This window comes from Streptococcus sp. BS35b (assembly GCF_000286475.1).
Taxonomy (GTDB): Bacteria; Bacillota; Bacilli; order Lactobacillales; family Streptococcaceae; genus Streptococcus; species Streptococcus oralis_W.
Window position 1 is genome coordinate 77,522 of the sequence record NZ_ALKH01000013.1, and the last position, 13,461, is coordinate 90,982.

Here is a 13,461-nt window from a genome sequence, read left to right on the forward strand (position 1 = left end):
TCCTTTTTTATTTTTTGAAAAATTTACTTGCGACACGAAGAGCTGACAAGCCTGCACCTGTTTTAATGGTCTTTGAACCAGCAGATGAAGCTTTTTTGCCTAAAACACGTGCATGTTGGTTGAGATCAGAAACTGACTCAGACAAGTCCGCCACCGCTGTAAAAAGTGGATCAATCGTCGCAACTTTGATATTGATATCGTCTGCTAACACATTGACCTTAACCAACAATTCATTAGTCTGATGCAAGGTAACATTCACATCTGAGCTCAACGTTTTGATGGTTTTCTCTGTCTCATCAATCATACGACCTGCTTTTTGAATCGTGATTGTCAAATAGACTAAACAGACAATCAAAGCAATCGCAACAAGAATATATGCAACTTCTAACATTTATTTTTCCTCCTCTGTATGATAGAAAGGGGCTTTCTTTCGATTTTGATAAAGTATGATAAAAATACCGAGTCCGATAAGGATAACTGATAACCATTGGGAAACTCGTAGACCAAAGAACATGAGACTATCTGTCCGCATTCCTTCGATGATCATACGACCAAAGCCATACCAAATCAAGTAGAAAGCAGTGATATGACCACGCCTGATTCCTTTTAATTTTCGTCTAAAAATCAAGATTAAAGCAAAACCGATCAGATTCCAAACCGACTCGTATAGGAAGGTCGGCTGACGGTAGCTACCATCAATGTACATCTGGTCACGAATGAAGCCTGGCAAATAATCCAGACTATCTACTGCTGCACCGTAGGCTTCTTGGTTAAAGAAGTTCCCCCAGCGCCCTAAACTCTGGGCAACCATGACGCTCGGTGCTGCAATATCTAAGAAATCCCAAGTATTGATCAGCTTTCTATCTGCAAAGATATAAAGGACAATAGCGCCCGCTATCAAACCTCCATAAATGGCCAAACCACCATTCCAGATGGCAATGATTTCACCTGGATTTTGCAGATAATAATCTAAGCGAAAGAGTACGTAGTATAGTCTAGCACCTAAAATCGCGACTGGAAAAGCAATCAGGATAAAATCCAAAATATCATCTGACAGAATTTTCTTTTTAGGAGCTTCCTTCATGGCAAGGTAGACTGCCAAAATCAAACCAGCCACAATACACAGAGCATACCAACGAATAGAAAAAGGACCGATTTCAAATGCGACTGGATTAATCATTTTTCACCTCATTTTGAGCGATCAGATTTGTCAAGCGTTCTTCAAATAAACGTGTCGCATCAAAGCCCATTTCCTTAGCACGGTAGTTCATGGCAGCCGCTTCAATAACAACAGAAATATTGCGTCCTGTTTTTACTGGGATGCGGATACGTGGAATGGCTACACCAGAAATCTCGATTTCTTCAGCATTATTTCCTAAGCGATCGAAGGTCTTATGCGTATCATAATTTTCCAAATAAACTGCTAGTTGAACTTGTGAAGAATCCTTAACTGCACTTGCTCCGTAGAGACTCATCACATCAATAATCCCCACTCCACGGATCTCAAGTAAATGCCTCAAAATTTCAGCTGGCTCTCCCCAAAGGGTCATTTCGTCTTTTGCAAAAATATCTACACGATCATCTGCCACCAAACGGTGTCCACGTTTCACAAGTTCCAGACCAGTTTCACTCTTACCGATACCGCTATCCCCTTGGATCAAGACACCCATGCCATAAATGTCCATCAAGACACCATGAACACTGGTCCGTTCTGCCAAACGAGAATCCAAATAGCTAGATAATTCTCCTGATAAGCGACTAGTAGCTGTTCGACTGGTTAAAATCGCAATCTTGCATTCTCTAGCAGCTTTCAACATTTCTTCTGGAACTACTAAACCGCGCGCAACAATAACCACTGGTGTTTCTGGTTGAAACATCTTGGTCAACACCTTATAACGGTTGTGAGAAGACATGGAGACTAAATAAGACCATTCCTTCATTCCCAACAGTTGAAGCCGCTCCGGAGTATAGTAATCAAAATAGCCCGTCATTTCCAGACCTGGTCGAGAAATGTCCGCAGTATTGATTTCTTTTTCAAGTAAATCGCCTTCACCGTAAACAATGTCTAATCTGAGCTTTTCAATAACTTCTTTTACTAAAACCGACATAATTTCCTCCTTCAATCGAGTTCTCCCTACTATTATATCAAATTGTGGTAGGAAGTTTCCTTTTTTTGCAGGATTTACAGTATTTATTTGGAAATCATAACCACCCGTCTAACGGGTGGTTTGCACCAGGGCTATAAGCCCACATTACCAGCCAGCGCCTAAAGACGCTGGCTTTCACGTTGTTCAAGTCTCATTGCTCTTGACTCGTCACTTGCCTCTTAAAGAGACCTTGGTACTACTTACCACTATCCCTAAAGGGATCCTCATATTCTTTTACACTTAATTTATCTAGTGCTATATCATGTTTTACTCGTTCTCAAATTTTTATACTCGTGAAGAAATCATCCACTGGATAATTTCTTTAATCTTGGATATATTTCCTAATTGTGGCTTCATTAAGTCCTACTGTACTCACGTAATAACCTTCTGCCCAAAAATACCGGTTGCCAAACTTGTACTTAAGGTTGGCGTGTTTATCAAACATCATGAGTGCACTTTTTCCTTTTAAATAACCCATGAAATTCGAAACACTTATCCTTGGTGGAATACTTACTAACATATGTACATGGTCTGGCATTAAGTGACCCTCGATAATTTCAACACCTTTATAACTACATAATCGGTGGAATATTTCTCCCAAACTACTTCGATATTGATTATAAATGATTTTTCGTCTATACTTAGGGGTGAACACAATGTGATATTTGCACATCCACTTTGTGTGTGATAAACTATGTGCCTTTTGTGCCATATTTTTCTCCTTTCGCTTTACAATTGGCTTGAACACCTTTATTGTATCGCGTTTGGAGTTTTTTTGGTATAACCTTCGACGCGCACCCGCATAGCGGGTGGTTTATTTGTCTCGCACCTTACGGAGCGAGACGGACTAATAGTCACATAAGAAAAAAGGCTAGACAAGTCTAGCCTTTCATTTCAAATTAGAATTTTTTACGTTTACGAGCTGCTTCTGATTTACGTTTACGTTTTACAGAAGGTTTTTCATAGAATTCACGTTTGCGTGTTTCTTGAAGAGTACCAGCTTTAGTAACCGCACGTTTGAAACGACGAAGTGCATCGTCAAGAGATTCATTCTTACGTACTACTGTTTTAGACATTTTTTTCACTCCCTTCAAGTTCAAGATCTATTCCATTTTACACACAAAGTGAATAATTGTCAAGAGAAAAGCGACCATAAACTTTTATTATTTTTACTTTCTTCTTTTGAAGATGAAATAAATCACTAAGATGCAGAGAATCAATCCTAAAACAGCTGGTTTTACAATCGATATGCCACTTCCTCCACTAAATAAAAGACTATGGGCAACCTTCAGAAACGCTCCAATTACTACCGTTGCTAATAATCCATACCAACGTCTATTCCATGTTAAGGATATAATAGCCGTAAAAAATGCTAGAATTGTTGCCAAAATGATAACTTTTTCAATACTCCATCCGCTCGTAAAATAAGTCTTCTCAAAATTCAAAAACTCAATTACTTTTACATCAACTATTTCCGGCTTTGGGAACCAGAACATACTAGTAAATAGGCAAAATATAGAAAAGAAAATCAGGCTGTAGGATTTTTTATAAGCTCCCATTACAATTGGAATAATAAAGAGAGGGCGAATATACCAACTCAGAGTATTCTGGTGTCTAGTAAATGCCCACTCAAAAAAGCTCGTATCTGATAAAAAAACGACAATGATAGCAATCGTTAGAAACAAGAAAATAACCCCACCTATTTTATCTAGCGTTTTTATTTTCATAACTTTTCCCTTCTTGAATTCATAAAATTAATCTATCCATGGCAGATTCCCACTAAGTGAATTATCAACCGCTAATCGTTTTATTGGTAAAATATTAATGTTCTCCCAACCACGCTGTTATTCTACCACGCTTTTATTCTATTGTCAAGATATCTATTTGCTCATCGTTAACGATAATTGCTTGGTGGTTATGAAGCGGTAGCAATTCAAGCTGCTTTTTATAGGTTTCAAAGGTCTTCTGACTACTATCAGTAAAAGGTTCCTCACCATAATGTGGAAGGATGTAAAAATCCACTTCATCCAATCCCGCTGTATCAGATAACTCTGTCGCTACCGTCTTGTCGTCCATGAGTTTATTGTAGTCAATATCCTTGGATGTAATGATAGCACCTGCTGATTCTCCCACATAGACCAACCCATCTCTTATTTGCTCTTTGATGAGAGATAGGAGTTGCTTTTTCTTTAATTCTTGCAATAAATAAAAGGTATTCCCGCCTGAGATATAAAGAATCTTGCTTTGGAAAATCTTTGCCTGTGCAGTTTCTCGATCACAAGAAGCAATATCTAGAACCTCTATCTCAAATCCTAAATCTCTAAATGTTTGCTGAGCCTCATCGATATAGGCAGTATAATCCTCTTTGTTCCCAGCGGTAGGAATAAATAAAACCTTGTTTTCTAGATTCTTTTCCTTTGCATAATCGCTAAAAAGCTTTTTGACTCCAGCAAAGTATGAACATAAAAATAATTGTTTCATGATGTACCTCCATTAATTTTTAACAATTTTATAAAGAATCCATGATCCCTTTCTTTGACTAGTTACGAGCTCAAACCCTACCGATAACAAGAATCGTCTAAATGCTTCTTCGCTTTGAACCTCTGGTAAAAAGTAAGACAACTTGTTATATTCACAAGCCAGTAAGAGCATCCCGTCTGATTTGAGTATTCTTCGAAGTTCCATAAAAGAAGCCTCTAAATCCTGCCAATGAAAATGAGTTTGAAAAGCTGTGATTAAATCAACACTTTCATCAGAAAAACCTGTCTCCCTAACATCTCTTCGTTCAAAATTTAGATTAGTCATCTCTATCTGTTTGGCTTGAGCTATTGCAGTATCTGAAATATCGATTCCAGTGATGGTACTTTGCGGAAAAGTTTCTTTCAGCAGGATGGTTGAACGACCATTCCCAACTCCTACATCTAAGATTACAGGGTAAAATGTCCTATCCAGATGACGAATTGCCCATACAAACATGGGGAGGTAGGCTCTATTCCACAATTTCATCATTCGTTTTCCTAGAAAGCCCGAAGGGTTCTTTGATTGCTGAATTAAGCGACTAAATAGTAACATTAAAAGTAAAAAACAAATAAAACCGATTATATAAATCAAAGTTCAAGCCTCCCCGTATAGCTATATTATACCACTTTAGCGGGATAGTGAACATTTGAAGTAAAAAGCCACTCACTCCAAAGAGCAAGTGGTTCTTGTAATTTTTATTTTTCAAGCAAGCTGAGCGCTTCAGCATCCGCAATAATAGTCACATCAGGGTGGTTTTGTAGGCTACTTGCTGGGAGGTTCTCAGTCACTGGGCCTGATACTGTTCCAGCAATGGCCTCTGCTTTCGACTCACCGTAAGCAAAGAGAATAATTGACTTGGCATCCAAGATGTTTTTAATCCCCATTGAAATGGCTTGAGTTGGAACATCTTCAATCTTGTCAAAGAAGCGAGCATTGGCTTCGATTGTAGACTGGTCTAAGTCTACAAGGTGTGTCTGGCTATCAAAGGCAGTTCCTGGCTCATTAAAGCCGATATGTCCATTGCGACCGATTCCCAAGATTTGTAAATCAACAGGATGGTCAGCCAAAATTTGGTTGTAGCGTTCAACTTCTTCTTCAGCATTGTCCTTAATCCCACGAGGTAAGAAGCTTTCTTTAAATGGTTTTTGGTTGAATAAGTGTTCTTGCATAAAATGACGATAAGACTGAGGATTGTCTCCGTCAAGTCCTACATACTCATCAAGGTTTACACTAGTTAGATTTGAAAAATCAAGATCACTCTCTACGATTTCCTTGTAAAACTCAAGCGGACTGCTCCCTGTCGCAAGTCCTAATGTTTGAGCGCCATTGGCCAATTTTTCCTTCAAAATCTCAAAAGCTGCTTTTCCACCTTCGACTTGATTTTCAACTTTTATAACTTTCATCTTTTCATCCTCCGTTTTAATCTATATTTATTATATGGTATAGACCAATTTTTGTCAAGTGAAAACGATTTAATTTCTAAAAAAAGAGCGCCCAAACTTGAAACGTGTTATAATGGATAAGATTAGAACTTAGAAAGAATGATGAAAAAAATGAATACAGCTGATTTTGATTTCCACTTGCCTGAGGAATTGATTGCCCAAACGCCCCTTGAAAAACGAGATGCCTCCAAGCTTCTCATCGTAAACCGGGAAACGGGAGAATTTCAGGATAAGCACTTCCACTCTATTATCGATATGCTGGAACCTGGAGATGCTCTTGTTATGAATGACACCCGCGTTCTTCCTGCCCGCCTCTATGGCCAAAAGGAAGAGACAGGAGGCCATGTGGAACTTCTCCTACTCAAAAATACTAGTGGTGATGAGTGGGAAGTTCTGGCTAAACCTGCCAAACGCCTCAAGGTTGGTACTCGTGTCAACTTTGGCGATGGTCGCCTCAGCGCTGTCGTTACGGAAGAATTGACCCACGGAGGCCGCATTGTCCGCTTCGAATACCAAGGAATTTTTCTAGAAGTCTTGGAAAGTCTAGGTGAAATGCCACTACCACCCTACATCCATGAAAAACTGGATGACCGTGAACGTTATCAAACCGTCTACGCTAAAGAAAGTGGCTCTGCTGCTGCACCAACTGCTGGCCTCCACTTTACCAAAGAACTGCTAGCAGAAATCCAAGCCAAGGGTGTCCATTTGGTTTATTTGACTCTCCACGTTGGTTTAGGAACTTTTAGACCTGTTTCTGTGGACAATCTGGACGAACACGAAATGCACTCCGAATTCTACCAACTTTCTGAGGAAGCAGCTGCCACCCTTCGCTCTGTTAAGGAAAATGGTGGACGCGTCATCGCTGTCGGAACCACCTCTATCCGCACGTTAGAGACTATTGGTTCCAAGTTTGACGGGCAAATCCAGGCTGATTCTGGCTGGACCAATATCTTTATCAAACCTGGATACCAATGGAAGGTTGTAGATGCCTTTTCAACCAACTTCCATCTGCCAAAATCAACTCTCGTCATGTTAGTTTCTGCCTTTGCCGGCCGTGAATTAGTCTTAGATGCATACCAGCACGCTATTCAAGAACACTACCGTTTCTTCAGTTTCGGTGATGCCATGTTTATCTATTAAGAAAATCCCTATTAGGAAACCTAATAGGGATTTTTCTAATCATTCCATACTAAACTTTGGATCTTTCAAGCTCTGAACACTGGCATTGATAACCGCTCCGATAATCAAAATCTTTGCAATAAGAATAAACCAGAACATCATGACTACCACGATGATGGAACTGAAAAAACGGACATCGACTAGGTGATTGACATAGTTATTAAAATAAACAGAAAAGATATTCAATAAACCGATAAGAGTTAGCAATACAAAGACACTTCCTGGTAAAACATAGCGGATTCGTGGTGTTTTTACTTTTGGAAGGAAGTAATAAATCATAACCAGAATGGCAAAAATCAAAGCATAGACTAGAGGGCCTGTAAAATCTTGCAGGTAGGAAAATAGCGGGCTGTCTGATTGCCAGTAAGTTTTGAGAAGGTTGAGCAACATGCGACCAAACATACTCAAAAACAAGGCTAGAGCAAAAAGGATCTGCAAGCCGAGGCTAACAAGCAAACTCATCAACTGATGGGAGATAATTCCTCGACTTTTGGTCACTCCATAGGCTTTGTTAAAAGCTTTTTGGAGGAAATCCATTGATTTTGAAAAGGTCCATAGGGCTGACAAAACAGCAAAACTCAGCAAGCCAGTTGATGGTTGAGTCAGAACTTCTCGGACAATCTTAGCGACCACATCATACACTGTATCAGGCAAAAATTCCTTAATTGTAAGTAAGAAATTTGAGACTGGAATCTGAAAATAAGGCAAAATATTGACCATTATCATGATCAAAGGAAAGATTGAAACCAACCAATAGTAGGCAACCGCAACACTGGTCAACTCACTATCCGATGCTTGATAATAATGCAAAAAAGCTTTCAATAAGGGCTTATCCAATAGCTCCTTCCACCACTTTTTCATATCCCATCCTCCGTCATTTTCTTCATCATCTAAGTTCTTCTGATTAAATCTAGCATATCATAAGGTAAGGTATTTGCGGCCTCTTTCAGAGAATAATTTTCTAAGTTATTCACATTTTGGCGTAGTTCTTTGGCATACTTGGCTGTTATCAGTTTAGCTTCTTCGTATTCAAAGATTGCCTTACGTTCGAGATAGTAACCTCGTAGCATTTCATCGATATTGTTTGGCTTGATGCGATTGATAACCCGCTCAACAAAGGCACCGCTTCCGATAATAGCCGTCTCGCGTAGACGAGACTCTTGCATAAAACTAATCAGAGAACTCTTATAAACCCCTTTGAGGTTTTCCAAACTCTCGATAATCAACTCTGTATTTCCCAAATACAACTCTGAAATCTGATCATAGTCAACTGCTTGTAGTTTACGAGATTCTTCGTTCATCCAACTACGGAAAGTTTTGCCAAAGGTAAACATTTCATGGAGTAGAAAGCGCAGTATCCGTAAGGAAACTAGGAAGTAATAAGTCACTCTAGAAGCGAAATTCCGATTGATACTCTGCTCCATGTTTTTTAGGTAACGTTGGTAAACTCGATAACCACGCTCGCTGATTCTATTTTCTTCGTAGGCTTGCTCCAAACCGTCACTCTCAATACTCAAGATAAGAAGCTTGAGAGACTCCCAGTCCTCTTGGACTCTTTTATTTTCCTGACTAAGGATGAGATTTTCAATCCGACCATGATAATTATCAATAGCTGCATAAAGAGGAAGTTTGTTCTTGTGATGGTCCAGCTCTTTTTCTAATTCTGCAGCCACATCATTCAGAATCGCAATATGCATCAAATGGTCCTTGCTTTCCTCTTGTTCCTCAGACAAGTGGGGGAGGACTAGTAAACCTGTTAAAAAGCTCAACAGTGTAACGCCTGCTACAAGGAAGAGTAACAGAGGATACTCCTGCTCCAAATGACTTGGTATGAGGAGAATGGTCGCGATAGATACTGTCCCTTTGACACCAGAGAAGGTCAAAAGAAGCATATCTTTCATGTACTTATGAATTTTTTTCTTAAGTCGACGCGTCCTCACAAAGTAAAAACCAGCAATCATGACAAAGCGGATCGCAAAAAGCAAGAAGGTCAGAACGACAACTGAAAGCAGTAAAAGAAGGGGATTGTAGAGAGAATTAGACAAGATCGGCTCTGCTATCAACTCTAATTCCATTCCCAAGAGAACAAAGACTGATCCATTTAGCATAAAGGTCACGGTGTGCCAGACGGTCTCCGTCACGGTGTCTACCTGAGCCTCAAGGAGCGTAATTTTCTTAAAGCGACTGGCCTTCAAAATACCTGCAACCACTACTGCGATAATCCCTGAAACATGAAACTCTTCTGCGATGAAAAAGGTCATGAGCGGCAAACTTAGCTCTAGCAATAGTTCACTGGCTATATCTATCGCTTGCACACTCAGTAAAAAGCTATGCAAAAAACGATTGACCATAGCCGTCACAAAACCGACTACAAAACCACCAAGGATAGAAAGTGCTAGGGAAGTTCCAGCTTGACTGAGAGAAAACGTTCCTGTTGTCCAAGCAGTCAGAGCCATCTGAAAGGCAACCAAACCAGAAGCGTCATTTAAGAGTCCTTCCCCTTTTAGAATATTAGAAACCCGTTTGGGAAAACGAAAACGTTCAGAAAGAGATGCGAAGGCAACCAAATCTGTTGGCCCAAGTGCCGCTCCAACTGCTAAACAGGCAGCCAAAGGAAGAGTCATCCAAAGGAAGTGAGCCATGCCCCCCAAGCTTAAGGTCGAGATAAAAATCACAGGAAAAATCAGAAAGACAACAATCCGCCAGTGCTTCAAAATGGACGTAATATCCGCTTCTTCTGCCTCCCGGAAAAGTAAGGGACCAATAACCATGGCCAGAAACAGCTCTGTATTGAGATGAAAGTCCGCATCGGGAACAAATAAACCAATCCCAATCCCCAAAAGGATTTGTACAAGAGGAAGGGGCAAAAAAGGCAGAAGTTTATTGGTCGTAGTTGAAATGATTAAGACAAATAAAAATAGAATCAAGTAAATGAGTAATTCCACACAATTCCTCCTTAATCTTTTTTACAACAAGATTCAAAAATCTCCTTTTGCTCTTGGATTTTCTGATCAATCTTAGAGCAGTCTTTGTGCTCAATTTTTTTCTGGCACCGTTCCATTTCAAGAGCTACTAATTTTTTCTTAATTTTAAGCATTTTCTTGCTCATATGTGCTTCGTCGAGCACCCCGACTGCTCGCTCGTGATGCGTTGACTCGACAAAATTTTGGCGCATTGTCTCAAGCTTCTCACGAAGGTATTGTTTATCCATGTCTATACCTTTCTAATTTTTCAATCATAACTAAAAACGGTGGATTATTAACTTGGTTGAGAGTCCGATAAATGGCAGCTGTATACTCTTGTTGGTTCAACTGGCTAACAAAATCCAATACAGCATCCCTCTCGGTGTCTCCTCCTTCATGACCATAGTAGATCATGATAGCAATCCGTCCCCCCTTGACAAGCAAGTGACACAGCTTTTCTAATGCTTCAATAGTAGTCTGAGGTTGAGTGATGACGGATTTATCAGCAGAAGGCAGATAACCCAGATTAAAAATCCCTGCCTTGGCTTCTTTCACAAACTGGTCTAGTGTCTCATGACCTTGCAAGATTAACTGGGCATTTGTCATTCCAGCCTGATCCAAACGCTCTTGCGTCTTCTCCAAAGCCTGCTCCTGGATATCAAAGGCATAGACTTGCTTGGCTAGCTTGGCTAAAAAAAGGGTATCATGGCCATTGCCCATGGTCGCATCCACTACGATATCCTCTTTTGTCACGACTTCCGCTAAAAAATCATGCGCCATCTCAAGTGGTCTTTTCATCTTTAAACTCCTGTTTTACAGCCTTGCATCCTTGCACACTTCCACGACGTCGCATCTCAGTTTCAATAGCATTTAGCACTTCCCATTTATTAAGGCTCCACATGGGACCTATCAACATATCTCTGGGTGCATCTCCTGTGATTCGGTGGATGACGATATGCTTGGGAATGATTTCTAGTTGGTCACAAATGACCTTGACATACTCATCCTGACTCATCAGTTGCAAGCGTCCTTCGTGGTAATCCCGCTGCATGCGCGTATTGGTCATGAGGTGAAGCAAGTGCAGTTTAATTCCTTGAATATCATTGTCCGTGACACAGCGACGGACATTTTCAATCATCATCTCATGAGTCTCACCGGGCAAACCATTGATCAAATGGGAAACAATCTCAATCCTGGGATATTTTCTCAAGCGTTTGACCGTTTCCACATACAATTCGTAGGAATGGGCACGGTTAATCAGGTCAGAGGTTGCTTCAAAAGTAGTCTGCAAGCCCAATTCTACAGTCACATGCATGCGTTCCGATAACTCAGCCAAATATTCAATGGTTTCGTCTGGCAGACAGTCTGGCCGCGTTCCAATATTGATTCCTACTACACCTGGTTCGTTGATAGCCTGCTCATATCGCTCCCGAATCACTTCCACCTTTTCATGGGTGTTGGTAAAGTTTTGAAAATAAACCAGATACTTTTTAACATCTGGCCATTTGCGGTGCATAAAGTCAATTTCCTTATAAAATTGCTCACGGATAGGGGCATCTGGTGCTACAATAGCATCTCCAGAACCTGAAACCGTACAAAAAGTACAACCACCATGAGCTACAGTTCCATCCCGATTGGGACAGTCAAATCCCGCATCAATAGGAACTTTGAAAGTCTTTTCTCCAAAAAGTTTTCGATAATAATCATTCAAGGTATTATAAGATTTCATAACTCTCATTATAACAAAAAACACCTACAATCTCAAAAGCCTGACTTTCCAACAAATCCCCTTGTTTCTCATTTCCTTTAGCGTTTTTTTATGATACAATATGGGTATGATTTTAATGAAAATAGCATCTATTTTATTATTGATATTAACCTTGGTGGTTTGCTTTATTGTCACCAAGCTTTTCGGACTTAGGAAAATAGGATTTAATTTCGCGGATCTAGCTTTTCCACTGTTGGTATTCGAGTATTACCTTATCACTGCTAAAGCCTTTACCCACAACTTTCTACCGCGACTTGGAGTCGCACTTTCTCTCCTAGCAATCCTCCTTGTAGTCTTTTTCCTTGCCAAAAAACGAAGTTTTTATTACCCTAAATTCATCAAATTCTTCTGGAGAGCCGGTTTTCTCCTTACCTTAATCATCTACATAGCAATGATTGTCGAATTGATGATGGTAAAATAATTACTAACCCAGTATTAAATGCTGGGTCTTTCTTTTACTCCTATATCTAAAAAAGACCAGAGGAATCCTCTGGTCTTTTATCACAGATTAAACCTAAGAAAAATAAATGGAAACTATCTTTCTCACGCTAGATTATTTATTTTTACGGCTTACAAAGTACAATCCACCAGTCACTGCCATCAAAGCAAGTCCTGCAACTACTGCTGCGTTAGATGCTTTTTCACCAGTGTTAGGAAGTTGAGGTTTTGAACCTGGTTTTCCTGGTTCATTTGGTTCACCTGGTGTTGGTTTTTCTGGAATGTATGTATTTGTGATATTGAAGTCTTCTACTTTAGATGTGTAACCTCTAACCGGAACTTCTACTACAGAGTACTTGATTTCTTGACCATCTTTGTAACGATCAAGCCCTGTGAACTCATAAGTCCAACCACTTGCTTCTGAAGCTGTGGCTACTTTATCAGTCTCTTTACCATCAATAAGAAGTTTTACTGTGATAAATGGTGGACGAGCGTCTTTATGGTTTTCATCACCTTTCCAGATCTTCTTACCTTTTACAGATGTTTTTTCTGGTGTATGGGTGTTGGTCACATTCATACCAGTTTCAGTAGCTGTGTAACCTGTAGGAACACCAACTTCTTTGACTGTGTACTCGATTGGCTTACCATCTTGGTAACGGTCCAGATTAGTAAATTCATACTTCCAGCCTGTTTCCGCTGTGGCTGTAGCTTCTTGCCCAGTTTCTTTACCATTCGCAAGTAGCTTCACTGTGATAGATGCTGGACGGATACGATCTTGGTCGTTATTGTCAATCCAAGTCTTTTGTCCACGTACAGCAATTTTTTCTGGTGTATATTCATTGGTAATGGTGTACTTACCTTCTTTTTCTGTGGTGATTGTTGAAGTATATCCTTTCACAACCACTTCTTTGACAGTATACTTGATTTCTTGACCATTTTCATACTTAGGGAGTGCTTTTGATTCGAACTTCCAACCAGTTGCTTCTGAAACTTCAATTTCTTGA

16 protein-coding genes and 1 pseudogene are annotated in these 13,461 nt (G+C 39.9%); 2 read left to right on the forward strand and 15 right to left on the reverse strand.

Annotated elements, in window-relative coordinates:
• Positions 1–7: 7 nt before the first annotated feature.
• The 9 genes and pseudogenes from HMPREF1149_RS10165 to HMPREF1149_RS10205 all read right to left on the reverse strand — a co-directional run bounded on the left by HMPREF1149_RS10165 (position 8) and on the right by HMPREF1149_RS10205 (position 6,070).
• Entirely contained in the window at positions 8–391 is a 384-nt protein-coding gene (locus HMPREF1149_RS10165) for a DUF948 domain-containing protein (RefSeq protein WP_000895033.1), read from the reverse strand.
• Entirely contained in the window at positions 392–1,180 is a 789-nt protein-coding gene (gene lgt, locus HMPREF1149_RS10170) for a prolipoprotein diacylglyceryl transferase (RefSeq protein WP_000609718.1), read from the reverse strand.
• Positions 1,173–2,108 (reverse strand): HPr(Ser) kinase/phosphatase, encoded by a 936-nt coding sequence (gene hprK, locus HMPREF1149_RS10175; protein WP_000115136.1) that lies wholly within the window; start codon positions 2,106–2,108, stop codon positions 1,173–1,175. The genes lgt and hprK overlap by 8 nt, the downstream gene beginning before the upstream one ends.
• A gap of 364 nt (positions 2,109–2,472) precedes the next feature.
• Positions 2,473–2,859, reverse strand: a pseudogene (gene tnpA / locus HMPREF1149_RS10180) (IS200/IS605 family transposase); the annotation flags it as partial.
• Between the two features lie 187 nt (positions 2,860–3,046).
• Positions 3,047–3,223 (reverse strand): 30S ribosomal protein S21, encoded by a 177-nt coding sequence (rpsU, locus tag HMPREF1149_RS10185; protein ID WP_000048054.1) that lies wholly within the window; start codon positions 3,221–3,223, stop codon positions 3,047–3,049.
• A 93-nt stretch (positions 3,224–3,316) separates the two neighbouring features.
• Positions 3,317–3,874 (reverse strand): hypothetical protein, encoded by a 558-nt coding sequence (locus HMPREF1149_RS10190; protein WP_000695594.1) that lies wholly within the window; start codon positions 3,872–3,874, stop codon positions 3,317–3,319.
• A 133-nt stretch (positions 3,875–4,007) separates the two neighbouring features.
• The gene (locus HMPREF1149_RS10195) at positions 4,008–4,628 is read right to left on the reverse strand and encodes a Type 1 glutamine amidotransferase-like domain-containing protein (RefSeq protein WP_000811177.1); all 621 of its coding nucleotides are present in this window, start codon (positions 4,626–4,628) and stop codon (positions 4,008–4,010) included.
• A gap of 12 nt (positions 4,629–4,640) precedes the next feature.
• Positions 4,641–5,258, reverse strand: a complete 618-nt coding sequence (locus tag HMPREF1149_RS10200; protein WP_002879185.1) for a class I SAM-dependent methyltransferase — start codon at positions 5,256–5,258, stop codon at positions 4,641–4,643.
• A 104-nt stretch (positions 5,259–5,362) separates the two neighbouring features.
• Complete coding sequence (locus HMPREF1149_RS10205) at positions 5,363–6,070, reverse strand: glucosamine-6-phosphate deaminase (protein WP_000864598.1); 708 nt, start codon at positions 6,068–6,070, stop codon at positions 5,363–5,365.
• Between the two features lie 150 nt (positions 6,071–6,220).
• Here HMPREF1149_RS10205 and queA point away from each other — a divergent pair, with 150 nt between their 5' ends.
• Positions 6,221–7,249 carry a tRNA preQ1(34) S-adenosylmethionine ribosyltransferase-isomerase QueA gene (gene queA, locus HMPREF1149_RS10210; protein WP_001090131.1) on the forward strand — a complete coding sequence of 343 codons (1,029 nt, stop codon included), beginning with the start codon at positions 6,221–6,223 and terminating at the stop codon, positions 7,247–7,249.
• Between the two features lie 39 nt (positions 7,250–7,288).
• Here queA and HMPREF1149_RS10215 read toward each other — a convergent pair whose 3' ends face one another.
• From HMPREF1149_RS10215 to HMPREF1149_RS10230, 5 genes are read right to left on the reverse strand one after another with little or no spacing between them, the layout of a single operon-like run.
• The gene (locus HMPREF1149_RS10215; RefSeq protein ID WP_000759513.1) at positions 7,289–8,149 is read right to left on the reverse strand and encodes a YihY/virulence factor BrkB family protein; all 861 of its coding nucleotides are present in this window, start codon (positions 8,147–8,149) and stop codon (positions 7,289–7,291) included.
• Between the two features lie 29 nt (positions 8,150–8,178).
• Positions 8,179–10,233, reverse strand: coding sequence for a cation:proton antiporter (locus tag HMPREF1149_RS10220; protein WP_000421617.1), 2,055 nt, complete (start codon positions 10,231–10,233; stop codon positions 8,179–8,181).
• Between the two features lie 11 nt (positions 10,234–10,244).
• Positions 10,245–10,499 (reverse strand): hypothetical protein, encoded by a 255-nt coding sequence (locus HMPREF1149_RS0102230; protein WP_000361100.1) that lies wholly within the window; start codon positions 10,497–10,499, stop codon positions 10,245–10,247.
• A complete protein-coding gene (locus tag HMPREF1149_RS10225) occupies positions 10,492–11,049 on the reverse strand; it encodes a tRNA (mnm(5)s(2)U34)-methyltransferase (RefSeq protein WP_000828421.1) in 558 nt (185 codons plus the stop codon). Before HMPREF1149_RS10225 ends, HMPREF1149_RS0102230 begins: the two co-directional genes overlap by 8 nt.
• Entirely contained in the window at positions 11,033–11,989 is a 957-nt protein-coding gene (locus HMPREF1149_RS10230; protein ID WP_025170467.1) for a TIGR01212 family radical SAM protein, read from the reverse strand. The genes HMPREF1149_RS10225 and HMPREF1149_RS10230 overlap by 17 nt, the downstream gene beginning before the upstream one ends.
• Positions 11,990–12,080: 91 nt before the next feature.
• On the opposite strand from HMPREF1149_RS10230, the gene HMPREF1149_RS0102235 reads away from it, so the two are divergent.
• Entirely contained in the window at positions 12,081–12,440 is a 360-nt protein-coding gene (locus tag HMPREF1149_RS0102235; RefSeq protein ID WP_000525393.1) for a DUF3397 domain-containing protein, read from the forward strand.
• Between the two features lie 132 nt (positions 12,441–12,572).
• On the opposite strand, the gene HMPREF1149_RS10235 is transcribed toward HMPREF1149_RS0102235, so the two are convergent.
• A partial coding sequence (locus tag HMPREF1149_RS10235; protein WP_000300414.1) for a Cna B-type domain-containing protein occupies positions 12,573–13,461 on the reverse strand: 889 nt, incomplete at its 5' end.